Here is a 26,275-nt window from a genome sequence, read left to right as displayed (position 1 = left end):
CGCCGGGCAGGCGCGGCCGCAGGCGGTGACGCAGACTGGCCCTCCAGACCGATCGAAGGAGGCGCCGGATGGCGACACCGCCCAAGGGTGTGCAGGAGGCGGCGCAGCGGGCGCTGCGCTGGATCGAGGACGGCAAGGCCGGGAAGAACTTCACCGACACCGGCCGCACGAGGGCGAAGCAGCTCGCCGACGGCGACGACGTCAGCGAGGAGGTGCTCACGAAGATGCGCGCCTACTTCCGCCGGCACGAGGCGGACAAGGACGCCGACGGCTTCACCAGCGGCGGCGACGGCTTCCCGTCCCCGGGCCGCGTGGCCTGGGACGCCTGGGGCGGCGACCCCGGGCAGCGCTGGGCCGAGAGCGAGCTGGACGACTGAGCGGACGGGCCGACGCCGCTCACCGGGCCGATCGACCGGCGGCCCTGGGGCCCGCCGGGGAGCCGACGCTCAGCGCCAGGGGGCGACGAGCTCGGTGACCTTGGCGGTCAGCGCCTTCTGCAGCAGCGGGCCGAAGGTGATGCGCTGGACGCCGAGCGAGCGCAGCTCCTCGAACGACCCGGACGGCGCGCCGTCCACCGGGTGCGCGGTGACGTTGACCGGACCGGACAGCCCGTCGAGCAGGGCGCGCAGGGTGTCGGCGTCCGGCACCCGCACGGGGTAGACGCACCGCGCGCCGGCCTGCTCGCACGCCCGCAGGCGGGTGAGGGCCTCGGCCAGCGGGTCGTCGAAGGTCGCGACCTGGCCGATGAAGGCGTCGGTGCGGGCGTTGATGACGAGCTCCACGCCGGCCTGGTCCGCGGCCGCACGCAGGGCACCGATGTAGTCGGCGTGCTCGCGGACCTCGCGCAGGCGGCCCTGGCTGTGCACGGTGTCCTCGATGTTGACGCCGGCCACGCCCACCTCGAGGCCACGCTCCACGAGCTCGGCGGCGGGGGTGTCGTAGCCCGACTCCAGGTCGGCGGTGACCGGCACGTCGACGGCCGCGGTGATGCGGCGGATGCCGTCCAGCGCGTCGGCCAGGCTCATCCCCTCGTTGTCCTGCTGGCCGCGGGAGTCGGCGAGGGGGTGGCTGCCCACGCTGAGCGCCGGGAAGCCGGCGTCGACCACGGCGCGGGCGGACCACACGTCCCAGACGGTGGGCAGCACGAGGGTCTGGCCGGTGTGGTGCAGCCGGAGGAGCTCGGAGGCGTGGCGGGCGACGTCGGTCATGGGCCGAGCATGCCAGAGCGGGGTGACGCGCTGCTGCTGACGGCGACGTGCTGCTGCGCGAGGCGGCGCAGCGCGGCGAGCACCGGGTCGACGAGCACCGTGCCCAGCACGACCTGGCGGACCGCTGCCTGGGGCGAGGTCCGGGGCACCGACCCGACGTCGGTCCGGCCGATCTGCTCGACGGCGTCGGCGTAGCGGCCCATCCGCTCCTCGTCCAGGCCCAGCCCGGCCCGGTCGCAGGCCTCCCACGCGGCGTCGAGCTGGTCCAGGACCGGGTCGCCCGGGTGGACCTGCCAGCCGCGGTCGGCGACGAACCGGCGGGAGCGCGAGTCCGGCACGTCGGACGGGTCGCAGGACGGCTCGGCGCCGTCCTCCGGCGGGGTGTCAGGCCCCGCGAGCAGGGAGCGCTGCGCGACCGCCATGACGTCGAGGAGGGACAGGTCCGGCTCCTCGATGGCGTCCAGCACCCGCCGGACCGCCGCGAGGCTGAGCCCGCCGACCTCGGTCAGCGCGCGGACGAGGGTGAGCCGCTCGACGTGCGAGGCGTCATACCTCGCCTGCGTCCGGGACACCAGCTCCCCGGGGTGCGCACCGGCCGGCCTGGCGCGCCTTCAACCGGGCCGCCCGGCGGCACCCGGGCGCCGTCGGCATCTGGCACGAGACGTATGCCGTGCCCGCGGGCGGGGTGGAGACGCTCTACGTCGGCGGGGCCAGGGTCGGGCTGGCGGCCGCGACCGGCGCCGTCGCCGCGACCCGGCGCGGCAGGCACGCGCGGGAGCGGCTGACCTCGGGGCCGCTGCACCCCGACCCGGCGCCTGTCCAGGCATAGGCCGACCGCTGCTGTGTGCGTCCGTGGCCCTCAGGGGGCCACCAACGCGCACGACTTCGACGCGCGGGCCGGCACTGTGTGCGTCCGTGGCCCTCAGGGGGCCACCAGTGCGCACGGCCCGCAGGTAGCCGACGTCGACGGCCCGGCGGGCGGGCCGCGTCGACAGCCGGGCCGACGGCTCAGAGCCGCAGGGCGTGCTCGCGCAGGGCCTCGTAGGCCGGGCGGCAGGCCTGCGCGACGGCGGCGTCGTGGTCGCTCAGCCCCACCTCACGGGGCCGGTGGGGCGCGAAGCCGGTGGAGGCGACGACGGCGTCGTACCAGTGCGGCGCCCACACCCCGTCGGAGTCGCGCGGGCCGGCCGGCCAGGAGAGCATCCGGTCGGTGAAGTCGATGCCGAGCCAGTCGCACAGCCAGCGCAGGTAGGCCTCGGGGTCCCGCAGGACGTCGGCAGCGTCGATGACCGGCGGCGACCCGAGCAGGTCGAAGAGGGTCAGCTGCTGCAGCAGGCCGATGTCCTCGGGCTGGCAGGCCTCGCGGGAGCGGACGTAGGAGGCCACCACCTCGGCGGGGTCGCGGACGAGCAGGACGTTGCGGACCTGAGCGGCCCAGGTGAGGTCGTCGCCGTCGAGGTAGTGGTGGGTCATCTGCTTGGAGTAGGACACTGCGGCGTCGGTCGGCGCCAGCAACGCCCGGGCCACCTCCGCCGGGTCCGTGGGCTGGGAGGCGATGACCTCCTCGCGCGCCGGGTGCTCGATCCCGGTGCGGTGCAGGTATGCCGCGTAGAACGGCTCGTCGAACACCTCGCTGTCCGGGCGGTTCTCCCAGGAGCGCATCATCGCGGTCGAGATGTTGCGCGGCCCGGACCACATCGCGATCCGGACGGTCACGGCGCGCTCCGGCGGGCGGCGTCGGCGGCGACGTGCTCGGCGTACCAGCCCTGGAGCCGCTCGACGACCGGCCCGCGGGCGCCGGTGCCGATGGTGCGCCCGTCGACCGAGCGGACCGGGACGACGCCGGCGAAGGTCCCGGTGACGAAGGCCTCCTGCGCGCTGTAGACGTCGGTGAGGCTGAAGGTGCGCTCGTGGGCGGGCAGGCCGCGGTCCCGGCAGACGCGCAGGACGTTGCCGCGGGTGATGCCGGCGAGGCAGAAGCGGCCGTCGCTGGTCCACACCTCCGGCTCCTCCGGGGTGCCCTTGACGACGAAGAAGTGGGTGCTGTTGCAGGTGGCCACGAAGCCGTGCGGGTCCAGCATGAGCGCCTCGTCCGCGCCGGCGGTGTAGGCCTGGATGCAGGCGGTGATGTCGTTGAGCTTGCTGTGCGCGTTGAGCTTGGGGTCCAGCGTGTCCGGGGTGGCCCGGCGCACGTGCGTGGTGAAGAGGGTGATGCCGTCGCGCACCGTCGCCGGCAACGGCTCCTTGTGCTCGGGGATGAGCACCACCGTCGGCGGGCCGACGGTCACCCGGGGGTCCTGGTAGGGCGTGGACTTCACCCCGCGCGAGACCATGAGCCGGAGGTGCACCCCGTCGTGCATGTCGTTGGCGCGCAGCACCTCGTAGACCGCCGCGGTCAGCTCCTCGCGGGTCATGCCGAGGTCGAGCATGATCGCCGCCGCGCCCTCGAGCAGCCGGTCGAGATGCTGCTCCCAGAAGACCGGGTGGCCGTCGTGCACCCGGATCCCCTCCCAGACGCCGTCGCCGAGGACGAAGCCGGAGTCGAAGACCGACACCACCGCCTCCGCGCGGGGCCTGAGCTCGCCGTTGACCCAGATGAGGATCTGCTCGTTGCGGGGGTCGTCGCCGTGGTCGTGGGTTCCGTGGGGCACCCGGCCAGCGTAGGGGTGCGCGACGGCGGGCGCAGGGCCTGGCCCGGCAGCGGCCCGCGGGTGACCGGGGGCGCGGCGTGAAGCGCCGCCATCGGGTAGACAAGGACGCATGACTCCGACGCGCGACACCGTCCTCCTGGACGTCGACGGCACGCTGGCCGACTCGACCTACCACCACGCCCTGGCGTGGGCCCGGGCGTTCGCGCGCTTCGACCTCACCCCTCCGCTGTGGCGGGTGCACCGGTCGATCGGCATGGGCGGGGACAAGCTGGTCGCCGTGGTGACCGACGACGAGGTGGAGGCCCGGGTCGGTGACGACCTGCGGCAGAGCTGGGAGGAGGAGTACGCCCGCGTCCTCGACGAGGTCCGCCTGCTGGACGGCGCCCGCGACCTGGTGCTCTCGCTGCACGAGCGCGGGCTGCGGGTGGCGCTGGCCTCCTCGGGAAAGAAGACCTTCACCGACCACGTCATCGAGCTGCTCGACCTGCCGGACGGGGTGCTCGGCACCGTGACCACCTCCGAGGACGCCGAGCAGTCCAAGCCGGCCCCGGACATCCTCGGGGTCGCCCTGGAGCGGGCGGGGGGTGAGCGCGCCGTCCTCGTCGGTGACACCCCGTACGACGTGGCCTCGGCGGCCCGGATGGGCGCGCCCTGCGTCGTGGTGCGCTCCGGTGGCTTCGGGGTGCAGGAGCTGCGCGACGCCGGGGCCGTCCTCATCGTCGACGGCCCGCGCGACCTCGTCGGGGCCGACTGGGACCAGCTGTGCCGCGCCGAGCCGCCCGAGGGCTCGGACGACCCGCAGGAGCCGCTGCCGCACTGATGGCAGGCCGCCGTCGAGCTCGCCGGGAATGATTCCGCGATCCCCGAGGTTGAGCCAGGTGAACTCAACTTGACTGAGCCTCGGTTTGACAAGACGCCAGGCCGCTCCGCAGAGTTGAGCGCAGACGTGTCAACCGCGGCGCGCAACGAACGCCACGACATACCAAGGAGAGCAGTTCATGGGACGTGCAGTCGGCATCGACCTGGGCACCACCAACTCGGCTGTGGCCGTGCTGACCGGTGGCGAGCCGGAGATCATCGCCAACGCCGAGGGTGGGCGCACCACCCCGTCGGTCGTCAGCTTCGCCAAGAACGGTGAGGTGCTCGTCGGTGAGGTGGCCAAGCGCCAGGCCGTCACCAACGTCGACCGGACCGTCCGCTCCGTCAAGCGCCACATGGGCACCGACTGGAGCACCACCATCGACGACAAGAAGTACACCCCGCAGGAGATCAGCGCCCGCACGCTGATGAAGCTCAAGCGGGACGCCGAGTCCTACCTGGGCGAGGACGTCACCGACGCGGTCATCACCGTGCCGGCCTACTTCGACGACGCCGAGCGCCAGGCCACCAAGGACGCCGGTGAGATCGCCGGCCTCAACGTCCTGCGCATCGTCAACGAGCCGACCGCCGCGGCGCTCGCCTACGGCCTTGACAAGGGCAAGGAGGACGAGCTCATCCTCGTCTTCGACCTCGGTGGCGGCACCTTCGACGTGTCCCTGCTCGAGGTGGGCAAGGACGCCGACGACGGCTTCGCGACCATCCAGGTCAAGGCCACCCACGGCGACAACAAGCTCGGTGGTGACGACTGGGACCAGCGCATCATCGACCACCTGGTCACCACGGTGAAGAACCAGTCCGGGGTGGACCTGGGCAACGACAAGATCGCGCTGCAGCGGCTCAAGGACGCCGCCGAGCAGGCCAAGAAGGAGCTGAGCTCGGGCTCCAGCACCTCGATCAACCTGCAGTACCTCTCCATGGGCGAGAACGGTCCGATCCACCTCGACGAGACCCTCACCCGGGCGCAGTTCGAGCAGATGACCTCCGACCTCCTCGACCGGGTCAAGCAGCCCTTCGAGCAGGTCATCAAGGACGCGGGCATCGACGTCGGCCAGATCGACCACGTCGTCCTCGTCGGCGGCTCCACCCGGATGCCGGCCGTCGTCGACACGGTCAAGAAGATGACCGGCGGCAAGGAGCCCAACAAGGGCGTCAACCCGGACGAGGTCGTCGCCGTGGGCGCCGCCCTGCAGGCCGGTGTCCTCAAGGGCGACCGCAAGGACGTGCTGCTCATCGATGTCACCCCGCTCTCGCTGGGCATCGAGACCCAGGGCGGGATCATGACCAAGCTCATCGAGCGCAACACGGCCATCCCGACCAAGCGCAGCGAGGTCTTCACCACGGCCAGCGACAACCAGCCGTCGGTGGGCATCCAGGTCTACCAGGGTGAGCGCGAGATCGCCGCGCACAACAAGCTGCTCGGCAACTTCGAGCTGACCGGCATCGCCCCGGCCCCCCGTGGTGTCCCGCAGATCGAGGTCACCTTCGACATCGACGCCAACGGCATCGTGCACGTGTCCGCCAAGGACCGCGGCACCGGCAAGGAGCAGTCGATGACGATCTCCGGCGGCTCGGCGCTGCCGAAGGACGAGATCGAGCGGATGATCAAGGACGCCGAGGCGCACGCCGAGGAGGACAAGGCCCGTCGCGAGGAGACCGAGACGCGCAACAGCGCGGAGCAGCTCGTCTACTCGACCGAGAAGTTCCTGACCGACTCCGGCGAGCAGGTGCCCGCGGACGCCCGCGGCCCGGTCGACACCGCGCTGACCGACCTCAAGGACGCGCTCAAGGCCGACAGCGGCGCCAGCCTCGACGACATCAAGGCCAAGATGGAGACCCTCTCCACCGAGAGCCAGAAGATGGGGTCGGCGATGTATGCCGCGCAGGCCGAGTCCGGTGAGGGCGCCGGTGCCGGTGCCCCGGGTGGCGAGGGCTTCCCGGGCGGTGCCGGTGGCGCCGACGCCGGCCAGCAGGGCCAGTCGACGTCCGACGAGGACGTGGTGGACGCCGAGGTCGTCGACGACGACGAGGGCAAGGACAGCAAGTGACCGACCGGCCGCAGGGCGACCACGGCCCGGGCGCTCCCGAGGAGGAGCGCCCGGGCTCGGGCCCGGTCATCCGGGACAAGCGCCGCATCGACCCCGAGACGGGCCGGGTGCGGCAGAGCACGGAGGGTGCAGACGCTGTGAGCGACCAGAGCGAGGCGCAGGCCGACACCGGCCGGGCGACCGACGAGCAGACCACCGACGGGCAGGTGCCGGTCGAGCAGGTGGCGGACGAGACCCCGCTGGCCACCCCCGAGACCGACGGCGTGCCGGAGGCCGTGGAGCCGGAGACGGGCGACGACAGCCACCCGGACACCCGGCTGGCCGCCGAGCGGCTCGAGGAGATGCGCCGGATGCAGGCGGAGTTCGTCAACTTCCGCAACCGCACCCAGCGCGAGCGCGAGGGCGACCGGGGCCGGGCGACCGGCGCCGTCGTCGAGGCGCTGCTGCCGGTGCTGGACGACGTGCACTCCGCGCGGGAGCACGGCGACATCACCGAGGGCAGCCCGTTCGCGGCGATCGCCGACAAGCTGGAGCAGGCCCTCGGTCGCTTCGGGGTCGAGCGGGTCGGCGCGGTCGGCGAGGTCTTCGACCCCACCGTCCACGAGGCGCTCATGCACCTGCCCGCGGAGCGCTCCCCCGTGGAGCTGCCCGAAGGAACGACGGAGATGACCGTGGTGCAGGTCGTGCAGCCCGGCTTCAAGGTCGGTGACCAGGTGGTCCGCGCCGCGCGGGTCGCGGTCGCGGACCCGGGCTGAGCGGCATACCCGGAGCAGAATGAGCACGGCAGGAGGAGGTGAGCACCCGTGGTGAACCAGGACTGGTTCGACAAGGACTTCTACGCGATCCTCGGCGTCAGCAAGGACGTGGACGCCAAGGAGCTGAAGAAGACCTACCGCAAGCTGGCGCGCCAGCACCACCCGGACAGCAACCCGGGTGACGCGGCGGCCGAGCAGCGGTTCAAGGACATCGGTGAGGCCTACGCGGTGCTCTCCGACCCCGAGCAGCGCCAGCAGTACGACGCCGTGCGCGCCATGGGCGGCGGCGCCCGCTTCACCGCGGGCGCCGGCGGCCCGGGCGGTGCCGGCGGGGGGTTCGAGGACGTCTTCGCGCAGATGTTCGGCGGTGCGGGCGGCGCGCAGAACGTGCGCTTCGGCACCGGCGGGGGCGGCGGGATCGACCTCGAGGACCTGCTCGGCGCGTTCGGCGGGGGCGGCGGCTTCCAGCCCGGCGGCGGTGCCGGCCAGGGCTTCCCGGGCGGCTTCCAGCCCGGTGGGGGCCAGGGCTTCCCCGGAGGCTTCTCCGGGCGCGGCTACGGCGGAGGTATGCCGCGTGGCCAGGACGTGGAGGCGTCCACCACGCTCGACTTCCGGGCCGCGGTGACGGGCGACACCGTCACCCTGTCCAAGCCGGACGGGGGGCGGATCACCACCCGCATCCCGGCCGGGGTCAAGGACGGTCAGCGGATCCGGCTCAAGGGCAAGGGCGCGCCCGCGCCGATGCAGGGCGGCGAGCCCGGCGACATGTACCTCAAGGTCGCCGTCACCCCGCACCCCGTCTTCGGCCGCGACGGCAACCACCTCACCGTCGACCTGCCGGTCACCTTCTCGGAGGCGGCGCTCGGGGCGACCGTGCAGGTCCCGACCCTCGACGGCAGCACCGTCAAGGTCAAGGTCGCGCCCGGGACGCCGTCCGGGCGGGTGCTGCGGGTCAAGGGCCGCGGCATCCGGACGACGAGGGGCACCGGCGACCTGCTCGCGAAGGTGCAGGTCGTGGTGCCGCAGCGGCTGTCCGACGAGGCGCGGCGGGCCGTCGAGGCGCTGCGCGCCGACGAGGACGGCAGCGACCCTAGGGCCGACCTCATCCGACGGGCGCAGGGCTGAGCCGTGGTCGACCGCGACACCCCCGTCTACGTCATCTCGGTCGCCGCCGAGCTGGCCGGGATGCACGCCCAGACGCTGCGGCAGTACGACCGGCTCGGGCTGGTCACGCCGTCGCGCACCCGGGGCGGGGGCCGTCGCTACTCCTCGCGCGACGTGGACCGGTTGCGCGAGGTGCAGCGCCTCTCCGGCGAGGGGGTGAGCCTGGCCGGCATCCAGCGCATCATGGAGCTGGAGGTGCAGGTCGAGGCGCTGCGTGACCGGGTCGCCCAGCTCCTGGCGGACAACGAGCGGCTGCGCGAGCGGGCCGCCCAGGGCGGACGTGTCTTCGCGGCGGACCTCACCGGCGAGGTCGTCGCCGTGCGCGCCGGCCAGCGGCCGCAGGGCCGGCCCTCCAGCACCGCGCTGGCGCTGTGGCGCCCCCGCGGCTGGCCCGCCGACTGAGGCGCAGGACCGCTCCGGAGCCGCGCCCCCGCGGCTGGCCCACCGACTGGGCGAGACGCCCGGCGCCGGGGTCAGCCGGTCGGCGACGCAGGGGCGCGCACGCCGGGTCGCCGTGTGCGGTGCCGGGCCTCGACGCTGCAGCACCTCTGGTCCCACGAGCACCACGATGCGGGGATGTGCCCAGCAGCCGGGGATATACCCCGTGCGGACAGCAACAGCCCCGCACCTTGTGGCCGACGTGACGTGTGTGTCACCAGGTGTCCTGGCCCTTGACGACCGACACCCCACGGGGTCCGGGACGTCGGGCCGAGCCCGCTCGACCGCCCCACCTGGGGGTGGGGCAGCCGACGCGGGGGCGGGTGGGCTACTTCACCTCGCGGCGCGCCACCCGCCACAGCCCGAGGGCCAGCGGGAGGAGCACCCACCAGACCGAGGTCGCGCCGAACTGCGCCCACTGCTCCCCGGTCGGGGCCGCGTCCAGCGTCGTGAGCGGCAGCGCGGCGACGTTCTGGTCGATCCACGCGGCCCGGTCCTGCACCCACCCCACGGTCATGGAGACGACATTCATCAGCACGGGCAGCACGAAGAAGGCGGCGATGGCCAGCGGCACGTTGAGGAACAGCGCGCCGAAGGCCACGCCCATGAGCACGTAGGCCAGCTGCAGCACGACGATCCCGCCGTAGACGTGCCCGGGCAGGCTCAGGTCCACGTCGCTCCCGGCCAGGCCCGCCGACGCGAGGTGCGCCAGGACGGCCAGGCCGACGGTCACCGCGACCACCGCGAGGCCCAGCAGCAGCGCCGCCAGCGACTTGGCGCTCATGACCCGCAGCCGCCGCGGCTCCTGGGTGAAGGTCACCAGGGCCGTGCGCTGGCTCCACTCGGAGGCGGCGGTGAGGATCCCCAGCACGGGCAGCAGCACGCCCTGGGGCAGCACCGCGGTGAGCAGGAGCGTGGAGTAGGCGGCGCCGTTCTCCCGGCCGAACCACATGACCAGCCCCATCGCCAGCGCGGTCAGCGCGACGATGACGATGAGCAGCCACCGCCCGGCGCGGGTGTCCACGGTCTTGCGCAGCTCGGTGCGCAGGAGGCGGGAGAACGGCAGCGCGCCGCCGGTGAGCTCGGGGGCCTCACCGTCTCGCCGGTATGCCGTCCGCCCGCCGCCGCGCGACGCGTCGGCGTGGCCTGCGTCGGACCCGCTCGTGCCGCGGGGGTGGGTCGTGGTCGGGGTCGCGTTGTCCATGGTGCCGTCCTGGTCGTCGAGGGGGCTGCGGGTCGCCGTCGGCGCCTGCGGGTGGCTCGTCGGGCCGGTCACGCCGCCACCTCCCGGGCGTCGTCGGAGGTCAGCGTGAGGAACATCTCCTCCAGGCCGCCCCCGGAGGAGCCCAGGCTGGTGAGGACCAGGCCGTGCCGCAGCGCCAGCTCGCCGACCTCGGCGGTCTGCGCGGCGACCGCGAGCGTGCCGTCGGGGCGCGGGGTGTGCTCGAGGCCGGACTGCTCGACCGCCGCCCGCAGCGCCGCCCGGTCGGTGGCGTCGACGACGACGCCGGCCGCGGACAGCAGCTCCTCCTTCGTGCCCTGGGCGACGATGCGGCCGCGACCGATGAGCACCAGGTCGTCGGCGATGATCTCCACCTCGGAGAGCAGGTGCGAGCTGAGCAGCACGGTGCCGCCGTCCCGGGCGTAGTCGCGCAGCAGCCCGCGCATCCAGTGGATGCCGCCCGGGTCGAGCCCGTTGGCCGGCTCGTCGAGGATGAGCACCCGGGGGTCGCCGACCAGGGCCGCTCCCAGGCCGAGCCGCTGCCGCATACCGAGGCTGTAGTTGCCGACGCGACGCTCGGCCTCGCGGGAGGTGAGGCCGACCCGCTCCAGCGTCGCGTCGACCTGGCCGCGTCCCGCGCCGACGAGGATGGCGGCCAGGGTGAGGACCTCGCGACCCGTGCGCCCGGCGTGCTGGGCGCTGGCGTCGAGCATGACCCCGACGTGCCGGGTGGGGTTGGGCAGGGCGGCGTAGGGGCGGCCCAGGATCCGCGCGCTGCCCGAGGTCGCCGGGGTCAGCCCGCACATCATCCGCATCGCGGTGGACTTGCCCGCGCCGTTGGGGCCCAGGAAGCCGGTGACCCGCCCGGGACGTGCGGTGAAGCTGATGTCGTCGACGGCCGTGAAGGCGCCGTATCTCTTGGTGAGGTTCTCGATCTCGATCATGGCTCCACCCTCGGCGACAGGGCCACCCCGCCACATCGGCCCACGGTCGGTCGTCGGTGGGCCCATGGTCGCCCTTCCCGCGGCCCCGACCCCGACGAAAGTCGTAGAGAGGCACGACCGACGGCCGAGGCGGGGCGCCCGGCGCCCGCCTACGCTGCTGCGGTATGACGTCCGCGCGCCCGGTCCCGGGCCCCCCGCCCCTGCGCTGGTGGGGCCACGCCTGGCGGGTCCTGGTGGTGTGGGTCACCGGGCTGCTCATCCTCACCGTCACCTTCGCGAGCTCGCCGGCCGGCTCGCAGGAGCTGGGCAGCTACCCGGCCCGGGTCGACGCGCTGCTGGTGGCGGACCTGGTCGTCGGTCACCTGGCGGTGGCCCTGGTCCTGTGGCGGCGCCGGTCCCCGGTCACGGTCGCGGTGTTGACGAGCGCCGCCCTCGTGGTCTCCTCGATGGCGGTCCCGGCCTCCCTCCTCGCGGCGCTGTCCCTGGCCAGTCGCCGACGGTGGCGACCCCTGCTGGCGGTCGGCACCGTCAACGTCGGCGCGGGCATCTTCTACGAGCTCGTGGTCGCGCGCCAGCTCGGCATGGAGACGCTGTCCGAGATCCCCTCGCCGTGGTACGCCGGCCTCATCGCGGGGCTCAGCGTCCTGCTGTTCGCCCTCGTGTCCCTCATCGGGTGGAATATCGGCGGCCGTCGCCAGCTCGTGGAGAGCTGGCGGACCCAGGCGGAGACGGCCCACCGCGAGCAGGCCGCGAGGGTCGCGCAGGCCCGGACCGCCGAGCGCGCCCGGATCGCCCGGGAGATGCACGACGTCATGGGGCACCGGCTCTCCCTCGTCGCGATGCACGCCGGGGCGCTCGCCCACCGTCCGGACCTGACCGAGGCCGAGCGGGTGCAGAGCGCCGAGATCGTCCGCGACGGCGCGCACCAGGCCCTGCAGGAGCTGCGCGAGGTCCTGGGGGTCCTGCGCGGGGAGGACGACGCCGACGCGGCGTCCGGGGCCGTGGCGCCCCAGCCCACCCTGACCGACCTGCCCTCGCTGGCGGCGGAGGTGACGACGGGCGGTCACCCCGTCGACCTCACCGCCTCCCCTGGTCTGTGGGACCGCAGCGTCACCCTCTCCGACCGGGTCGGGCGCCACGCCTACCGCGTCGTCCAGGAGGCCCTGACCAACGCCCGCAAGCACGCCCCGGGGGCCGCCGTCGAGGTGGACCTGTCCGGTGACGAGTCGACCGGGCTGAGCCTGGAGGTCCGCAACGTCGTCCCCCGTCCGGCGGCCCAGGACCCCGGGGCGCCCGGTCGGGGTCTCACCGGTATGCAGGAGCGCGTCACCCTCGTCGGCGGCACCTTCGAGGCCGGCGGCGGGCCGGGGGTCTTCGTCGTGCGAGTCTGGTTGCCGTGGGAGACGAGGTGACGGCGGGGGTGCCCCGCCCACGGGTGGTGATGATCGACGACGACCCGCTGGTGCGGGCCGGGCTGCGCATGCTGTTGGGCGGGCCCGACGGGGTCGACGTCGTCGCCGAGGGGGAGGACGGCGGCCAGGCGGTCGAGCTGGTCGGACGGCACCGGCCAGACGTGCTCGTCATCGACGTCCGGATGGCGCGCACGGACGGGGTGAGCGCCACCCGGGAGGTGCTCGCGGCCTACCCCGACGTGCAGGTGCTCATCCTCACCACCTTCGACGCCGACGCGCTGGTCCTGGAGGCGCTGCGGGCGGGGGCGCGCGGGTTCGTGCTCAAGGACACCCCGCCGGCCCAGCTGGTCGCCGCCGTCCACGAGGTCGCGTCGGGTGACCACGCCCTGTCGCCGTCGGTCGCCGCCCTGCTCGTCCGGGAGGTCTCGGGGGCCCCGGCAGCCGCGGGTGGGGAGCGCGCCGGGCGGGCCAGGTCGGCGCTCGAGAACCTGACCGAGCGGGAGCGCGAGGTGGCCCGGGCGGTCGCCCGGGGCGGCTCCAACGCCGAGGTCTCCCGGGAGCTCTTCCTGTCGGTGCCGACGGTGAAGGCGCACGTCAGCAGCGTCCTGGCCAAGCTCGGTCTCGCGAACCGGGTGCAGATCGCCCTGCTGGTGCACGACGCGCAGGACGGCGACACCGGGCGCTGAGCCGTCCCGTCGGGTCTCCCCGCCGCGCCCCGCGCTCACCCGCCGGACCGACCGCCCCGGAACGCGACGGGCCGCCACCCTTCCGCACGACCCGGCGGCCGCGGCGCGGCATACCCTGAGGCGGTGAGCACGGTGCTGGTCGTCGAGGACGAGGGGACGGTGCGGGAGGTGGTGTGCGCCTACCTGCACCGGGCCGGGCTGCCCACCCACGAGGCCGCCGACGGCCTGGTGACGGTGCGGGCCTTCCCGGACGTGCGGCCGGCCGTGGTCGTGCTCGACGTCATGGTGCCCGGCATCGACGGGTTCGAGGTGCTGCGGCGCATCCGGGCGATCGACCCGGACGTGCCGGTGCTCATGCTCACGGCCCGCAGTGCCGAGCAGGACCGCATCGCCGGTCTGGAGCTGGGTGCGGACGACTACGTCACCAAGCCGTTCAGCGCGCGCGAGCTCGTGCTGCGCGTCCAGGGCCTGCTGCGTCGGTCGGCGGGCACCTCGCCCGGCGGGGCGCCCGGGGGGACCATCGAGGAGGGCGACCTCGTCGTCGACCGCGGGGCCCGCCGGGCCACCCGGGCGGGTGCGGAGCTGGCGCTCACCAGTCGCGAGTTCGACCTGCTCGTGCACCTCATGACCCATCCCGGCGTCGTGCTGGACCGGGACGACCTGCTGCGCGAGGTGTGGGGGTGGGAGGTCGGCGACCGCTCGACCGTCACGGTCCACGTGCGGCGGCTGCGCGAGAAGGTCGAGGTCGACCCGTCCCGGCCGGAGCGGATCAGCACGGTGTGGGGCCGGGGCTACCGGTGGGACCGGGAGCAGGGGTGTGCCGATGAGGCCTGAGCTGGAGGCGATCACCCTCGCCGCGGGCACCGCGGGGGCGGTCGGGCTGGCCGGGGCGGCGCTGACGCTGCTCGTCGCCCGGCGCTCCCCGGCCGCGGCGACCCTCCTGGGCCCGGTGGTGGGGGTGGCCAGCGTCGCCGCCGGGGTGGTCGTGACCACGCGCGCGATGTTCCTGTCCGAGCACGACGCGACGCTCATCGCCCTGGTGCTGCTCGCCGCGGCACCGGTGGCCCTGGCGATCGGGGTCCTGCTCTTCCGCAGCGTGCGGCGGCTGGACCGGCGGGCCCAGCAGCGGCTCGCCGACGAGCAGCGCGAGCTGGAGCTCGCCCGCTCCCGGCAGGACATGATCACCTGGGCCTCGCACGACCTGCGGACCCCGCTGTCGTCGATCCGGGTCATGTCCGAGGCGCTCGAGGACGGCCTCGTCACCGACCAGGACGACTACCACCGCCGCATCCGCGCCGAGGCCGACCGGATGACCGTCATGGTCGACGACCTGCTCGAGCTCAGCCGGCTGCGCAGCAGCGCGCCCGCCGACCCCGGGGAGGCGGTCGACCTGGCGGAGGTGGCGGCGACGGTGGTGGCGAGCCAGCAACCGGTGGCGCAGCAGCAGCGGGTCCACCTGCGGCTGACCGGCGACGCACCCGCGCCGGTGCGCGCGGCCGCCGGCGAGCTCGACCGGGTCGTGGCCAACGTGGTGAGCAACGCCGTCCGGGAGTCGGCGGCCGGGTCGGACGTGGTGGTGCGCGTCGCGGCGGAGCCGGCTGCGGAGGAGGTCGTCCTCGACGTCGACGACGCCTGCGGCGGACTGGCCGAGGAGGCCCTCGCGCACGCCTTCGAGCCCGGGTGGCGCGGCAGCAGCGCCCGGTCGGCGGGCGCCGGCGTCGGCGTGGGCCTGACGATCGCCCACGCCCTCGTCGAGCGCAGCGGCGGCACGATCACGCTGGCCAACCACGGCCCCGGATGCCGCGTCCGGATCACCCTCCCGCGGCACACCCCCGCACCGGACGCGCGGTAGGGCCGCACCGGACGCGCGCTCGGGCCGCACCGGACGCGCGCTCGGGCCGCACCGGACGCGCGCTCGGGGCAGCTGCCGTCAGGGGCCGACCGGCGACAGGACCCACACCGAGTAGTCCGGCCCCGGTGGGTGCAGCTCGTAGGAGCCGGCGCGCAGGTCGACGTCCAGGCCGCAGGCCAGGGCGTCCGCCTCGAGCTCCTCCGGCGGGTAGCGTCGCGCATGGTCCGGCCCACCACGCTGGTGCATCCCGACGAGCACCCGCCCGCCCGGACCGAGCAGGGCGCGCACGCGGCCCAGCACCTCGCGCTCGGTCCCCTCGGCCAGGAACGCCATGACGTTGCCGACGAGGACGACGAGGTCGTAGCCCGGCTCCAGGTCGACCTCGAGGATGTCGGCCTGCGTCACCGCGAGCCCGGGGTAGGTCCGGCGCGACTGCTCGACGAGGGCCGGGTCCGGCTCCACGGCGGTCACCCGGTGGCCGCGGGACTGCAGCGTGGCCGCCACCCGCCCCATACCGGAGCCGACGTCGAGGACGCGGGCGCCCCGCGGCACCAGCACGTCGGCCAGCCGCGCCTCGCCGTCGACGTCGGCCCCCTCGGCGACCAGGCGGGCGAGGCGCTCGCCGAACTCACGGGTGTGGTCGCCGGCCAGCTCCCAGCGGGTGGGGCGGTGGGGCATACGGGGCTCCTCGGCTCGTCGGGCGACGGATCCGGTATGCCGTCGGCCGGGCGTTCACGCTAGCGCCGCCGCGTCCTGGCTCACCGCTCGGGGATGAAGCCGGAGTCCAGCTCCCACGGTGCGACCGGAGAGTGCTCGAGGATCCAGGCCTGCAGCTCGCGGTCCCAGCCCAGGCCGACGGCGATCCCGACGGCGACGAAGACGAGCCCAAAGCCGCGCTGCAGCCACCCGCGCGGGTCGGCCGCCCAGCCCAGCCGCCGGACCAGGCCCTGCCCGGCCAGCGCGACGGCCAGCAGGGTGGCGCTCAGGCCGAGGCAGTAGGCGGCCAGGCCGAGCCGGGCGCTGACCTGCTCCCACAGCCTCGGGGCGAGCATCACCACGCCGAGGACGAGCAGGATGCCGCCGGAGAGCCAGCGCCAGACCTCGGGCGGCACCCCGATGAGCGCCGTCGTGCCCTTGAGGACCAGGGTGAAGGCGGCCACCGACAGACCCAACGACCCGGCCACGACCACCGCGCGCCGGGCCTGCGCCGCGCGGGAGCCGTCCCCGACGAGGGAACCGCCGACGATGACCGGGAGCAGCGGCAGCACGCAGGGCGCGAGCGTCGTGAGGACGCCCGCGACGAGCGCGCCGAGCAGCGCGAGCACTCAGGAGCCCTGGGTCCGGGCGAGGATCTCCTCGCCCGTGGTGGCGCCCGTCCAGGTGGCGATCTCCTCGCCGTCGGCGTCGACCTGGACGAAGGTGTGCTGCTGGGTGACGCCGTAGGTCCGCCGCAGGTCGGTCCTCTCGTCGAAGTCCACCTTGACCACGGTGGGGCCCTCGGGCAGGCCTGCGGTGGTGAGGTTCTCGTCGGTGGCGCGGCAGTCGGGTCACCAGTCGGCGTGGAAGAAGAGCACGACCGGCCCGCCGTCGTAGGCGGCGGGGTCGGCGGCATACGTGTCGTGGTCGACGTAGCCGCTCATCCCGCCCGTGGTGCCGGTCTCCTCCTCGTCGATGTCGTCGGTGGACGCGTCGTCCATGTCCTCGGTCGTCTCGTCCATGTCGTCCTCGGAGTTCATGTCCTCCGCGGTCGTCGCCTCGGCGCTCGCGGCCGGCGTGGCGGGCTCCTCGGTGTCGTCGGTGGTGCGCACGAGGCCACCGCGAGGGCGGTGGCGAGGGCGGCGAGCAGGGTGGCTGGGGTCCGTGTCATACCGCCAGCGTGGCCCGGCCGAGAGGGCGGTGGTGTTGCCGAATCCTTACCGCATGACGCACGCTGCGGGTATGCCGCTCACCACCCTCCCGACCTACGCCGACGTCGAGGCCGCGGCGGCGACGCTGGCCGGCGCGGCCCACCGGACGCCGGTGCTGACCTCGCGCCGGCTGGACGCGCTGGTCGGCGCCCGGCTGCTGCTCAAGGCCGAGCACCTGCAGCGGGTCGGGGCGTTCAAGTTCCGCGGCGCGTTCACCGCGCTGTCAGCCTTCGACGAGGGGCAGCGCCGGGCCGGGGTCGTCGCCTACTCCTCCGGCAACCACGCCCAGGCGGTCGCGCTCGCGGCCCGGGAGCTGGGCATACCGGCCACCATCGTCATGCCGCACGACGCGCCGCGGCTCAAGGTCGAGGCCACGGTGGGCTACGGCGCCCGGGTGGTCCGCTACGACCGCTACACCCAGGACCGCGAGGAGATCGGGCGCGAGATCGCCCGGGGGAGCGGGGCCACGGTGGTGCCGCCCTACGACCACCCGCACGTCATCGCAGGGCAGGGGACGGCGGCCCGGGAGCTGGTCGAGGACGCCGGCCCGCTCGACGTGCTCGTCACCCCGCTGGGCGGGGGCGGGCTGCTGGCCGGGTCCGTCCTCGCCGTGCGCGCCCTCTGCCCGCAGGCCCGGGTGTACGGCGTGGAGCCGGCCGCGGGGGACGACGCCCGCCGCTCCCTGGAGCAGGGGCGGATCGTGCACATCGACACCCCGGTGACGATCGCGGACGGGGCGCAGACCCAGCACCTGGGCGAGCTGACCTTCCCCATCCTGCGCTCCGGGGTCGACGCGGTGGTGACCGCGACCGACGAGGAGCTCGTCGCGGCGATGGCGCTGGTCGCCGGCACGCTCAAGCAGGTGGTCGAGCCCACGGGAGTGCTGGGGCTCGCGGCGGTGCTGAGCGGGGCCGTGCCGGTGCAGGAGGGTGAGCGCGTCGGCGTGGTGCTCACCGGGGGCAATGTCGACCCGGAGCGGTACGGGCAGCTGCTGGGGTACAACAGGTCAAACGACGAGGCCGTGGTATAACAGGTAAAACACCACGAGGGTTGGAGGCGTGACGGTGAGGGTGCGCGGGGGCAACCCCTTCCGTCCGAGCTTCGGCACCAGCCCTCGGGTGGTGGCGGGCCGGGCCGACCTGCTCGACGAGTTCGACATCGCCCTCGACGAGGGACCCGGGTCGCCCATGCGCTCGATCCTGCTGAGCGGGGCGCGCGGCATGGGCAAGACCGTCCTGCTCAACGAGCTGGAGGAGCGGGCGCGGGTCCGGGGCTGGCACGTGCTGCGGCTGCCGGAGGGCCCGGGGCTGATGAGCGAGCTGGAGCGGACCGTGCTGCCCGCCCGGCTCACCGAGCACGACCCCACCTCGCAGCGGCGCCGCATCACCGGGGGCAGCATCAGCGCGGTCGGGTCGGTCTCCACCGACACCTCGGAGGCCTACCCCACGACCCCCAGCGTCGCGACGATGCTGCAGCGGCTCGCCGAGATCGCCCGGTCCCACGGGACCGGGGTGCTGCTGACCCTGGACGAGGTCCAGGCCGCCCCCATCGAGGACGTCGCCCGGCTGGCGTCCGCCTACCAGCACCTGCTGCGCGACGAGAGCGAGATCGCCTTCGTCGGGGCCGGTCTGCCCACGGGGATCGCGGCCCTCCTGGGGCAGCAGGGCTCGACCTTCCTGCGCCGCGCCGAACGCGTCGACCTCGCCCCGCTGCGGCGCGAGGAGGTCCTCGACGCCGCGGTCCGGACGGTGCGCGAGGCCGGGCGGGTCATCAGCGCCGAGGCCGGGGAGCGGCTGGCCGACGTCGTGCACGGCTACCCCTACCTGCTGCAGCTCGTGGGCTACCAGGCCTGGCGCGCCGCGGGGGACGACGAGGTCATCACCCTCGCGGACGTGGAGGCCACGCTGCCGGTCGTGGTCGACCGGATGAGCCGGCTGGTGCACACCCCGGCCCTGCGGCAGGTGCCGCAGGGCCAGCTCGACTACCTCCGGGCGATGGCGCAGGACGACGGGCCGTCGTCGACGGGCGAGGTGGCGGCCCGGCTCGGGGTGAGCAAGCAGCACGGCAACGTCGTCCGCGGCCGGCTCATCGACCGGGAGCTCATCGTGCCGGCCGGCCACGGACTCGTCGACATGGCCCTGCCCTACCTGCGCGAGCACCTGAGGCGCGGGTGAGCGCGGTCGGCGAGCGGGTCCGCATACCCTCCGAGATCTGGATCCTCGTCGGCGCGTCCTTCGTCATCGCCGTCGGGTTCGGCCTCGTGTCGCCCGTGCTGCCGGGGTTCGCGCGCTCCTTCGACGTCGGCGCGACGGCGGCGACGGTCGTGGTCTCGGCCTTCGCGTTCTGCCGGCTGGTCTTCGCTCCGGTCGGAGGTCGGCTGGTGCAGCGCCTGGGCGAGCGTCCGGTCTACCTCACCGGGCTGCTCATCGTGGCCGTCTCCTCCTTCGCCACGGCGTACGCGCAGACCTACTGGCAGCTCCTCGTCTTCCGCGGCCTCGGCGGCGTCGGCTCGACGATGTTCACCATCTCGGCGATCGCCCTCGTGGTGCGGCTGGCGCCGCCGACGATCCGGGGACGGGTGAGCTCGCTGTGGGGCAGCTCGTTCATCATCGGGTCGATGCTGGGGCCGGTCATCGGTGGCCTCATCGCCGGGTGGGGGATGCGCCTGCCCTTCGTCGTGTATGCCGTCGCGCTCGTCCTCGCGGCCCTGGTCGTGGGCCTGGGGCTGGGTGGGGCGCGGCTGCGGCCGCCGGCGGGGGAGGAGGACCGCCCGGTCCTGACGGTGCGGGAGGCGCTGGGCGACCGGGCGTACCGGGCGGCGCTGGCGTGCGGCGTGGCCAACGGGTGGGCCAACCTCGGGGTGCGGATGGCGGTGATCCCGCTGCTCGCGGCGGCCGTGCTGGACCAGCCGTGGGTGGCCGGCGCGACGCTGACCGCCGCAGCCCTGGGCACCGCGATCACGCTGCAGGTCACCGGCCGCCTGGCCGACCGGGTGGGCCGGCGCCCGCTGGTCATCGCGGGGATGGTCACCTCCGGGGTGTCGCTGGGGGTGCTCGGGCTCAGCCTGCTGCCCGGCCTCGCCGTCGTGGCCTCGCTCGCGGTGCTGCTGGGGCTGAGCTTCGTCTCCGGGGTGGGGGCAGGCTTCGTCAACCCGGCGCAGCAGGCGGCGGTCGCCGACATCGTGGGCCAGGAGCGCAAGGGCGGCACGGTGCTGTCCACCTACCAGATGGCGACCGACGTCGGGGTCATCGTCGGGCCGGTGCTCATCGGGGCCGTGGTCGACCTCGTCGGCTTCGGTGCGGCCCTGGCCGCCACCGGGGTCGTCAGCGTGCTGGGGGCGGCGGTGTGGTTCCGGGCGCCGGAGACCCTGGGTCGAGAGGCCGTGACCACTCCCGCGCCAGGATCCCCATGACGTGGCAGTCGACCCAGCCGTCGGCATACCGCAGCGCCTCCCGCTTGGTCCCCTCGAGCACGAAGCCGACCTTCTCGTAGACCCGCCGCGCCCGGGGGTTGAACGCGTAGACCTCGAGCTCGACCCGGTGCAGCCCCAGGACCTCGAAGGCGTGCCCGACCGCGAGACGTGTCGCCTCGGTGCCGAGTCCGCGGTCGCGCGAGCCCCCCAGCCAGATGCGGAAGCCGATGGAGGCGTTGCCGGGGTCGTGGTCCAGCAGCACCGCCTCGCCGGCGACCTGGCCGGTGCTGCGCTCGACGACCGTCCAGACCAGCCGGTCGGTGTCACGGGCCCAGCGCGCGTAGACCTCCTGCAGCTGAACGACCGTCCACGGGTCGCGCCCGGCCTCCGCGTCGTCGTGCACCGACCCGGTGAGCCGCCCCACCTCCGGGTCGCGCATCAACGCGTGCAACCGCCCGACGTCCCGCGCGGTGACGGGTCGGAGCTGGACCAGGTCGCCGGTCAGCGTCGGGGTGTCGGTCAGCAGCGCGGGCACCGGGCCGATGCTACTGGCGCGCGCCGCCGGGCGGCGCAGATCGTGGGCACCCCAGACCACCAGGTCGCCGAGACGTCACACTGAGTCTCATGCCGGATCAGTGGCGCGCTGATTCTGGTCGTGAGTCACTGGCGCGTTGACTCGCGTGGTGGATCAATGGCGCGTTGACCCGGGTGGCGGATCAGGGGCGCGCTGACCCGGGTGGTGGATCACCGGCGGGCTGATCCGGGTGGTGGATCAGTGTGACGTCTGCGGACCTGGTGGTGCCGGGAGTCGTCGACACCCTGGCGAGCTTGCCGGCGGGGCAGGCGATCACTTCATACGCTGCAGGCGTGACCACCGCACAGCCCCCTCGTCCCGGCAGCGAGCACCTCGTCGCCATGCCGGACCGCGCCGAGGCCGAGGCCGTCGCCGAGGACCTGGACGAGGAGGGCTTCCGGCAGGTGCAGGTCGTGCCCGAGGGCGAGAGCCGACAGGGGTCGGGAGAGTCCGCCTGGGTCGTGCACGTCCGTGACACCCGGTTGCCGGACGCGGCAGGGGGCGGGGCCTACGAGGGACTGCGCGAACGCTTCACCGAGCTGGCTCGCGAGCACGACGGGTGGTACGACGAGCCGGGCGACCCCCGGCCCGCCACGCGTTGACCGCCGGGCCCGCCTAGGGTCGTGGGTGCACCGACCTGGATCGTCAGGACCAGGTCGGGAGGCACGTGGCCACGGAGAGCGAGGCGGGTATGCAGCAGGTCGAGGCCGAGCTGAAGTTCGCCATCGGCGCGGACGACCCGCTGCCCGCGCTGGGCGAGCTCGTCGAGGTGGGACCGGTGCACGAGCAGCATCTGCGTGCCGTCTACCTCGACACCCAGGCCCTGCACCTCGTGCGTCACCGCATCACGCTGCGCCGACGCGAGGGAGGTCCGGACGCCGGTTGGCACCTCAAGTCACCGCTCCCCGACGGCACCCGGCTGGAGGTGCACGCCCCGCTCGCTGACGGCCCGGGTCGGCTGCGGGTGCCGGAGACGCTCCGTGAGGAGGTCCTGGCCACCCTCGGGCACGCCCTGCCGGACGGTCCGGACGGCGCCCTGCTCCCCGCGGCCGTGCTGGTCACGCACCGTCTCGAGCTCGACCTGCTCGATCCGGCCCGCCCGGAGGTGGTGCTCGCCCGGCTGTGCGACGACCGGGTGACCGCCCTGCCGGCGGGGGAGACCTGGCGTGAGCTGGAGGTCGAGCTCGTCGACGGCGACGACGCGCTCCTCCGGCAGGTGGCCGACACCGTCGAGCGCCAGGGCCTCCCTCTCGCCGAGGACCCCTCCAAGCTGTCCCGTGCCCTCGGCCCCCGGCCCGAGCGGGCCCGACGAGGTGAGGGACCGGCCGCGGACGGCCCGGCTGCCGACGTCGTGCTGGCCTACCTCGCGGCCCAGGTCGCGGTCGTCGTGGGCCGTGAGGACGACGTGCGCACGGACGCGCCGGACGCCGTCCACAAGGCGCGGGTCGCCACCAGGCGGCTGCGCAGCGCCCTCCGCACGTTCCGACGACTCCTCGACCGTGACGTCGCCGACCCCCTGCGCCAGGAGATCCGGTGGTTCGCGACCGCTCTGGGCGAGCCGCGCGACGCCGAGGTGATGCGCGACCACCTCCTCGTCGCGGTCGACGACCTGCCGCAACACGAGGTGGTCGGCCCCGTGCGCGAGCGGGTGAGCACGGAGCTGGAGCAGCGCCACGCGGCGGCGCACCGGGCCCTGGTCCAGGTGCTGGACTCCGACCGGTACCGCGAGCTGCTGGACCAGCTCATGGACCTGCTGGCCGTGCCACCCTGGCGAGGACGCGCCCACCAGCCTGCAGAGGAGGTCCTTCCCGGTCTCGTGGCCGACGCGGTCGACCGGGCACGGACGCAGGCCCGGGCCGCGGAGCGGGCCGAAGGGCCCCAGCAGCTGCCCCTGCTGCACGAGGCCCGCAAGAAGGCCAAGGCGGTGCGCTACGCGTGCGAGGCGCTCGCCCCCGCGCTGGGCGCGGAGGCGGCCGACGCCGCCGAGGTGTGGGAGCAGGTCACCGAGACGCTGGGCGCCGTCCAGGACGCCGCCCTGGCGGCCGAGTGGCTGCGGGAGGTCGCTGCGGCGGCGCAGGAGGCGGGGGAGCCGGGCTACACCTACGGGGTGCTCGCCGCGCAGGCGGTCAGGAGGGCACAGGCCGCCCGCGACGGCGAGATGGCGCTCGCTCGGGCTCTGGAGCACGGCTGGCCCTGACGGTGCCGACAGGTCGCGACCGGAGCGGTCGCGTCCCGCTCGTCAGGGCCCCCGTCAGTCATCCAGCGCCCGCTCGAAGTGCCCCAGCACCTCGGGGCCGAAGAGGACGAACCGGACCTCGGTCACGGACGGCACCTCCGGTGCGGTGTCCCGCACGGTCCGCACCGCCACCCGGGCCACCTCGGCCGGGGCCCAGCCGTAGATGCCGGGGCTGATGGCCGGGAAGGCGACCGACCGCGCTCCCACCTCGTGCGCCACCTCCAGGCTGCGCCGGAAGCAGGACGCGAGCAGGGCAGGGTCGGTCTGGCCGCGGTGCCGGTCGGGCCCGACGGTGTGAACGACCCATCGCGCCGGCAGCCGTCCGGCCCCCGTCGCCACCGCCTCCCCGACCGGCATCCCGTCGTGCCAGCGCGCGGCCCGGACCCGTCGGCACTCCTCGAGGAGCTCCGGGCCGGCGGCCGAGTGCAGGGCCCCGTCGACACCACCCCCGCCCAGCAGCGTCGAGTTGGCGGCGTTGACCACGGCGTCCACGCTCGTCGTCGTGAGGTCCCCGTGCTCGGCAGTGATGCGCATGGTCCCCATGGTGCCCCGTCCTCCCGCGGTCCGCGACCGTCCGGGAGGTACCGTCAGTCGGCCGACCACGATGTCGGCCGTGAGGCCGTCCCGGTCCGACGCACGACCCGCAAGGAGGTATGCCGTGCTGCTGGCTCTCGGCGTCACCCTGCTCGCGGGGCTGGCCACCAGCGTCGGCGGGGTGATCGGCACCCGGTCGAGGATGGTCCGGCCGGGGGCGATGGCGGTGGCCCTGGCCTTCGCCGCTGGCCTGATGCTGACGATCTCGCTCGTCGAGATCGCCCCCGCCGCCCTCGACAGCATGACCGGGGCGCTCGGTCGAGGTCCCGCGGTCGCCGCGGTGCTGGGCGCGATGGCCCTCGGTGCCGGGGTCGTCTACGCCCTCCGCCGGCTCCTCCCGCACCGCCCGGCGCCGGGTGTGCCCGACGTCCGGGGCCTGGACCCGACCCTGCTGCGCAGCGGCGTCCTCATCGCCCTGGTGGTCACGCTGCACAACCTGCCGGAGGGCCTGGCGACCTTCCTGTCGACCGTCGAGGACCCGGCCGGCGGGGTGGTCCTGGCGTTCGCGATCGCCATCCACAACGTGCCGGAGGGCCTGGCGGTGGCCGCGCCCATCTACGTGGCGACCCGCAACCGGAGGCAGGCGATGCTGTGGGCGACGCTCAGCGGGCTCGCCGAGCCTGCCGGTGGGCTGCTCGGCTACCTGGCGCTGCGGGCCCTGCTGCCACCCGCCTGGCTCGACCTGTCCCTCGCCCTGGTCGCGGGGATGATGATCGCGGTCAGCCTGCTCGAGCTCGTCCCGGGCGCCCGCCGGTATGCCGTGGGCCACCGCGAGGTCCTGGTCGGTCTCTTCCTCGGGGCCGTCGTCATGGTCCTCTCGCTGGCGCTGCTGCGGCGGTGAGAGCCCAGGCCCCTCAGCGGGCCGGTGCGCCCTGCCACCCGCCGACCCGCTGCCGCGGCACGTCGGCGTCGTCCAGGGCGTCCAGCCCGGGACCCGACACGTCCCCCTGGTCGGCGTGGTTCCGGAACCGGATGAGGTCCTTGATGTCCTTCGCGGTGAGGGTGACGCCCCCGGCATACCCGGCCTGGTTGACGTGCCGGATCCACTTGGCGATCGTCGACCCGGTGCCTGCACCGGGGATGGCGGCGGCGGAGGAGAAGCCGGCGTTGACGTACTTCCCCTCCCCGACGTAGAGCGCGACGTTGAGCCCGTCGGCCCACTCGCCGACCCCCGGGACGAGCCCGATGATGTCCAGCCCGAGGTGGGTGAAGAAGGACAACGGGTTGAAGCCGTCCATCGGCTTGAGCCGGTCCAGGTTCTCCAGGTGCTGGTCGATGCTGCCCGGGTCCAGGGCCGAGAGCTCGACGAGGGCCGCACCCAGGCTGGCCCCGCGGTCCTGCATCCACCCCCGCTCCAGGGCGAGGTGGCGCAGGTTCGCCGGGATGTCGACGTCCCAGTCGTCCTCCCCGTCCTCGACCCGGATCGGGACGTCCTCGCCCCCCAGGAGGAACGCCCGCAGGGCCTCCGGGTTGCGGCTCATCGCCTCCAGGACCCAGGGCATGGGGTCGATGACGTCCGCGCCCTGCGGGTCGCGGAAGACGGGCAGGCGGTCGTAGCGGAAGCGCGACGTCTCGGCCATCTCGGCCGCCCACGCCTCGGGGTCCTCCCGCTCGATGCGGATGACGTCCTCGCCCAGGCCGACCAGCCAGTCGGCCGACCAGTCGCCGCGGCTGGCGAGCAGCGCGAAGGCGCGAGCGTCGGTCACGTCCTCGGCACCGGGGAAGTCGAACTCGTGGCTGAGGACGCCGAGCGAACCGGCATACAGCTGGAGGAAGCGCTCCGAGGCGGGCGAGTCGTCCAGCGCCGCGAGGTAGTCGAGGTCGATGCTCGGCCCCATGTCGGTGCTCGCGTAGCCGTCGCCCTCGCGGTAGCCGTCGAGGACGAGCAGGGCGAAGGTCGCGTCCCCGCCGTAGCGCTCCAGGAGGTCGATGAGCTCCTGCGGCGGCGGCATGGTGTAGGTGTCCATGAGGTCACGGGCCCGGTCGGCGAACTGCTTGGCCTCCTCGTAGGACAGGTCGGGCACGGCCTGGTGGTCGTAGGACACGGTGCGCTGGATGCCCGGCGCGCTCGCCGCCAGCCACTCCGCGTAGAAGAGCTGGTTGCGCAGCACCAGGTGCTTGCGGGTCGCCCAGTCGCCGATCTCGGCGACGCCCGACAGGTCGCGGGACGACAGCCCGAACCGGGTGAGCGCCTGCACGACCCGGGACTCCGCCCTTGCGACCTCGTCCTCCACCCCCTTCAGGGTGCGCACCAGGTCCCGCATGGCCTCGATGTCCACCGATACCGTCGCCACGC

Annotated in this window: 30 protein-coding genes; 17 read left to right on the top strand and 13 right to left on the bottom strand. The window is 74.3% G+C overall.

What is annotated here, in order from left to right; all coding sequences use genetic code 11:
* Nucleotides 1–68 precede the first annotated feature (68 nt).
* Entirely contained in the window at nt 69–377 is a 309-nt protein-coding gene (locus AVL62_RS13730; RefSeq protein WP_058892213.1) for a hypothetical protein, read from the top strand.
* A gap of 69 nt (nt 378–446) precedes the next feature.
* Here the strand turns inward: AVL62_RS13730 and AVL62_RS13725 are convergent, their stop codons facing one another.
* Both AVL62_RS13725 and AVL62_RS13720 read right to left on the bottom strand, forming a co-directional pair.
* A complete protein-coding gene (locus AVL62_RS13725; protein WP_058892212.1) occupies nt 447–1,208 on the bottom strand; it encodes an isocitrate lyase/PEP mutase family protein in 762 nt (253 codons plus the stop codon).
* Nucleotides 1,205–1,780 carry a MerR family transcriptional regulator gene (locus AVL62_RS13720; protein WP_058892211.1) on the bottom strand — a complete coding sequence of 192 codons (576 nt, stop codon included), beginning with the start codon at nt 1,778–1,780 and terminating at the stop codon, nt 1,205–1,207. Before AVL62_RS13720 ends, AVL62_RS13725 begins: the two co-directional genes overlap by 4 nt.
* A 98-nt stretch (nt 1,781–1,878) precedes the next feature.
* Between AVL62_RS13720 and AVL62_RS13715 the strand changes: the two genes are divergently transcribed.
* Nucleotides 1,879–2,037 carry a hypothetical protein gene (locus tag AVL62_RS13715; protein ID WP_419177493.1) on the top strand — a complete coding sequence of 53 codons (159 nt, stop codon included), beginning with the start codon at nt 1,879–1,881 and terminating at the stop codon, nt 2,035–2,037.
* A gap of 179 nt (nt 2,038–2,216) precedes the next feature.
* Here the strand turns inward: AVL62_RS13715 and AVL62_RS13710 are convergent, their stop codons facing one another.
* Complete coding sequence (locus tag AVL62_RS13710) at nt 2,217–2,924, bottom strand: hypothetical protein (RefSeq protein ID WP_058892210.1); 708 nt, start codon at nt 2,922–2,924, stop codon at nt 2,217–2,219.
* Nucleotides 2,921–3,859: an aminotransferase class IV gene (locus tag AVL62_RS13705; protein WP_058892209.1), complete on the bottom strand. Its 939-nt coding sequence runs from the start codon at nt 3,857–3,859 to the stop codon at nt 2,921–2,923. Before AVL62_RS13705 ends, AVL62_RS13710 begins: the two co-directional genes overlap by 4 nt.
* A gap of 109 nt (nt 3,860–3,968) precedes the next feature.
* Here AVL62_RS13705 and AVL62_RS13700 point away from each other — a divergent pair, with 109 nt between their 5' ends.
* From AVL62_RS13700 to AVL62_RS13680, 5 genes are all read left to right on the top strand, one after another.
* Complete coding sequence (locus AVL62_RS13700) at nt 3,969–4,679, top strand: HAD family hydrolase (protein ID WP_058892208.1); 711 nt, start codon at nt 3,969–3,971, stop codon at nt 4,677–4,679.
* A 178-nt stretch (nt 4,680–4,857) separates the two neighbouring features.
* Complete coding sequence (dnaK, locus tag AVL62_RS13695; protein ID WP_058892207.1) at nt 4,858–6,783, top strand: molecular chaperone DnaK; 1,926 nt, start codon at nt 4,858–4,860, stop codon at nt 6,781–6,783.
* Nucleotides 6,780–7,538 carry a nucleotide exchange factor GrpE gene (locus tag AVL62_RS13690; protein ID WP_058892206.1) on the top strand — a complete coding sequence of 253 codons (759 nt, stop codon included), beginning with the start codon at nt 6,780–6,782 and terminating at the stop codon, nt 7,536–7,538. The genes dnaK and AVL62_RS13690 overlap by 4 nt, the downstream gene beginning before the upstream one ends.
* 48 nt (nt 7,539–7,586) lie before the next feature.
* Entirely contained in the window at nt 7,587–8,663 is a 1,077-nt protein-coding gene (locus tag AVL62_RS13685; protein WP_058892205.1) for a DnaJ C-terminal domain-containing protein, read from the top strand.
* 3 nt (nt 8,664–8,666) lie between these two features.
* A complete protein-coding gene (locus AVL62_RS13680) occupies nt 8,667–9,104 on the top strand; it encodes a heat shock protein transcriptional repressor HspR (RefSeq protein ID WP_058892204.1) in 438 nt (145 codons plus the stop codon).
* A gap of 364 nt (nt 9,105–9,468) precedes the next feature.
* On the opposite strand, the gene AVL62_RS13675 is transcribed toward AVL62_RS13680, so the two are convergent.
* Both AVL62_RS13675 and AVL62_RS13670 read right to left on the bottom strand, forming a co-directional pair.
* Nucleotides 9,469–10,416, bottom strand: a complete 948-nt coding sequence (locus AVL62_RS13675) for an ABC transporter permease (protein WP_201023273.1) — start codon at nt 10,414–10,416, stop codon at nt 9,469–9,471.
* Nucleotides 10,413–11,306, bottom strand: coding sequence for an ABC transporter ATP-binding protein (locus AVL62_RS13670; protein WP_058892203.1), 894 nt, complete (start codon nt 11,304–11,306; stop codon nt 10,413–10,415). The genes AVL62_RS13675 and AVL62_RS13670 overlap by 4 nt, the downstream gene beginning before the upstream one ends.
* 164 nt (nt 11,307–11,470) lie before the next feature.
* On the opposite strand from AVL62_RS13670, the gene AVL62_RS13665 reads away from it, so the two are divergent.
* From AVL62_RS13665 to AVL62_RS13650, 4 genes are all read left to right on the top strand, one after another.
* Nucleotides 11,471–12,718, top strand: a complete 1,248-nt coding sequence (locus AVL62_RS13665; RefSeq protein ID WP_058892202.1) for a sensor histidine kinase — start codon at nt 11,471–11,473, stop codon at nt 12,716–12,718.
* Between the two features lie 29 nt (nt 12,719–12,747).
* Entirely contained in the window at nt 12,748–13,404 is a 657-nt protein-coding gene (locus AVL62_RS13660) for a response regulator (protein WP_058892201.1), read from the top strand.
* A 123-nt stretch (nt 13,405–13,527) separates the two neighbouring features.
* On the top strand, nt 13,528–14,238 hold the full coding sequence (locus AVL62_RS13655; protein WP_058892200.1) for a response regulator transcription factor: 711 nt from the start codon (nt 13,528–13,530) through the stop codon (nt 14,236–14,238).
* Nucleotides 14,228–15,256 (top strand): sensor histidine kinase, encoded by a 1,029-nt coding sequence (locus AVL62_RS13650; protein WP_153011802.1) that lies wholly within the window; start codon nt 14,228–14,230, stop codon nt 15,254–15,256. Before AVL62_RS13655 ends, AVL62_RS13650 begins: the two co-directional genes overlap by 11 nt.
* A 78-nt stretch (nt 15,257–15,334) precedes the next feature.
* Here the strand turns inward: AVL62_RS13650 and AVL62_RS13645 are convergent, their stop codons facing one another.
* From AVL62_RS13645 to AVL62_RS13635, 4 genes are all read right to left on the bottom strand, one after another.
* Nucleotides 15,335–15,934, bottom strand: a complete 600-nt coding sequence (locus AVL62_RS13645; protein ID WP_058892198.1) for a class I SAM-dependent methyltransferase — start codon at nt 15,932–15,934, stop codon at nt 15,335–15,337.
* 80 nt (nt 15,935–16,014) lie between these two features.
* Nucleotides 16,015–16,581 carry a hypothetical protein gene (locus AVL62_RS13640; RefSeq protein ID WP_058892197.1) on the bottom strand — a complete coding sequence of 189 codons (567 nt, stop codon included), beginning with the start codon at nt 16,579–16,581 and terminating at the stop codon, nt 16,015–16,017.
* Entirely contained in the window at nt 16,582–16,734 is a 153-nt protein-coding gene (locus tag AVL62_RS17355) for a hypothetical protein (RefSeq protein ID WP_161937891.1), read from the bottom strand.
* Between the two features lie 69 nt (nt 16,735–16,803).
* Nucleotides 16,804–17,064 carry a hypothetical protein gene (locus AVL62_RS13635; RefSeq protein ID WP_058892196.1) on the bottom strand — a complete coding sequence of 87 codons (261 nt, stop codon included), beginning with the start codon at nt 17,062–17,064 and terminating at the stop codon, nt 16,804–16,806.
* Nucleotides 17,065–17,176: 112 nt separating this feature from the next.
* Between AVL62_RS13635 and AVL62_RS13630 the strand changes: the two genes are divergently transcribed.
* The 3 genes from AVL62_RS13630 to AVL62_RS13620 are packed head-to-tail and all read left to right on the top strand — an operon-like array spanning nt 17,177 to nt 20,575.
* The gene (locus tag AVL62_RS13630) at nt 17,177–18,193 is read left to right on the top strand and encodes a threo-3-hydroxy-L-aspartate ammonia-lyase (protein WP_235585708.1); all 1,017 of its coding nucleotides are present in this window, start codon (nt 17,177–17,179) and stop codon (nt 18,191–18,193) included.
* A gap of 28 nt (nt 18,194–18,221) precedes the next feature.
* On the top strand, nt 18,222–19,337 hold the full coding sequence (locus tag AVL62_RS13625; protein ID WP_083518963.1) for an ATP-binding protein: 1,116 nt from the start codon (nt 18,222–18,224) through the stop codon (nt 19,335–19,337).
* Complete coding sequence (locus AVL62_RS13620) at nt 19,334–20,575, top strand: MFS transporter (protein WP_058892193.1); 1,242 nt, start codon at nt 19,334–19,336, stop codon at nt 20,573–20,575. The genes AVL62_RS13625 and AVL62_RS13620 overlap by 4 nt, the downstream gene beginning before the upstream one ends.
* Here AVL62_RS13620 and AVL62_RS13615 read toward each other — a convergent pair.
* The gene (locus AVL62_RS13615) at nt 20,487–21,110 is read right to left on the bottom strand and encodes a GNAT family N-acetyltransferase (RefSeq protein ID WP_153011801.1); all 624 of its coding nucleotides are present in this window, start codon (nt 21,108–21,110) and stop codon (nt 20,487–20,489) included. The two genes, AVL62_RS13620 and AVL62_RS13615, sit on opposite strands and share 89 nt — an antisense overlap.
* A 332-nt stretch (nt 21,111–21,442) precedes the next feature.
* Here AVL62_RS13615 and AVL62_RS13610 point away from each other — a divergent pair, with 332 nt between their 5' ends.
* Together AVL62_RS13610 and AVL62_RS13605 are read left to right on the top strand one after the other, a co-directional pair.
* Complete coding sequence (locus AVL62_RS13610; RefSeq protein ID WP_235585707.1) at nt 21,443–21,751, top strand: ribonuclease E inhibitor RraB; 309 nt, start codon at nt 21,443–21,445, stop codon at nt 21,749–21,751.
* A 65-nt stretch (nt 21,752–21,816) separates the two neighbouring features.
* On the top strand, nt 21,817–23,346 hold the full coding sequence (locus tag AVL62_RS13605) for a CYTH and CHAD domain-containing protein (protein WP_058892190.1): 1,530 nt from the start codon (nt 21,817–21,819) through the stop codon (nt 23,344–23,346).
* A gap of 54 nt (nt 23,347–23,400) precedes the next feature.
* Here AVL62_RS13605 and AVL62_RS13600 read toward each other — a convergent pair whose 3' ends face one another.
* The gene (locus AVL62_RS13600) at nt 23,401–23,919 is read right to left on the bottom strand and encodes an O-acetyl-ADP-ribose deacetylase (protein WP_058892316.1); all 519 of its coding nucleotides are present in this window, start codon (nt 23,917–23,919) and stop codon (nt 23,401–23,403) included.
* A gap of 79 nt (nt 23,920–23,998) precedes the next feature.
* On the opposite strand from AVL62_RS13600, the gene AVL62_RS13595 reads away from it, so the two are divergent.
* Complete coding sequence (locus AVL62_RS13595; RefSeq protein ID WP_153011800.1) at nt 23,999–24,820, top strand: ZIP family metal transporter; 822 nt, start codon at nt 23,999–24,001, stop codon at nt 24,818–24,820.
* Nucleotides 24,821–24,833: 13 nt separating this feature from the next.
* Here AVL62_RS13595 and AVL62_RS13590 read toward each other — a convergent pair whose 3' ends face one another.
* Complete coding sequence (locus tag AVL62_RS13590) at nt 24,834–26,273, bottom strand: hypothetical protein (RefSeq protein WP_058892188.1); 1,440 nt, start codon at nt 26,271–26,273, stop codon at nt 24,834–24,836.
* Nucleotides 26,274–26,275: the final 2 nt, after the last annotated feature.

It is taken from the genome of Serinicoccus chungangensis, from assembly GCF_001483745.1.
GTDB lineage: Bacteria > Actinomycetota > Actinomycetes > Actinomycetales > Dermatophilaceae > Ornithinicoccus > Ornithinicoccus chungangensis_A.
Note: the sequence above shows the minus strand (reverse complement) of the source record. Positions and strands in the feature narration are given on the sequence as shown.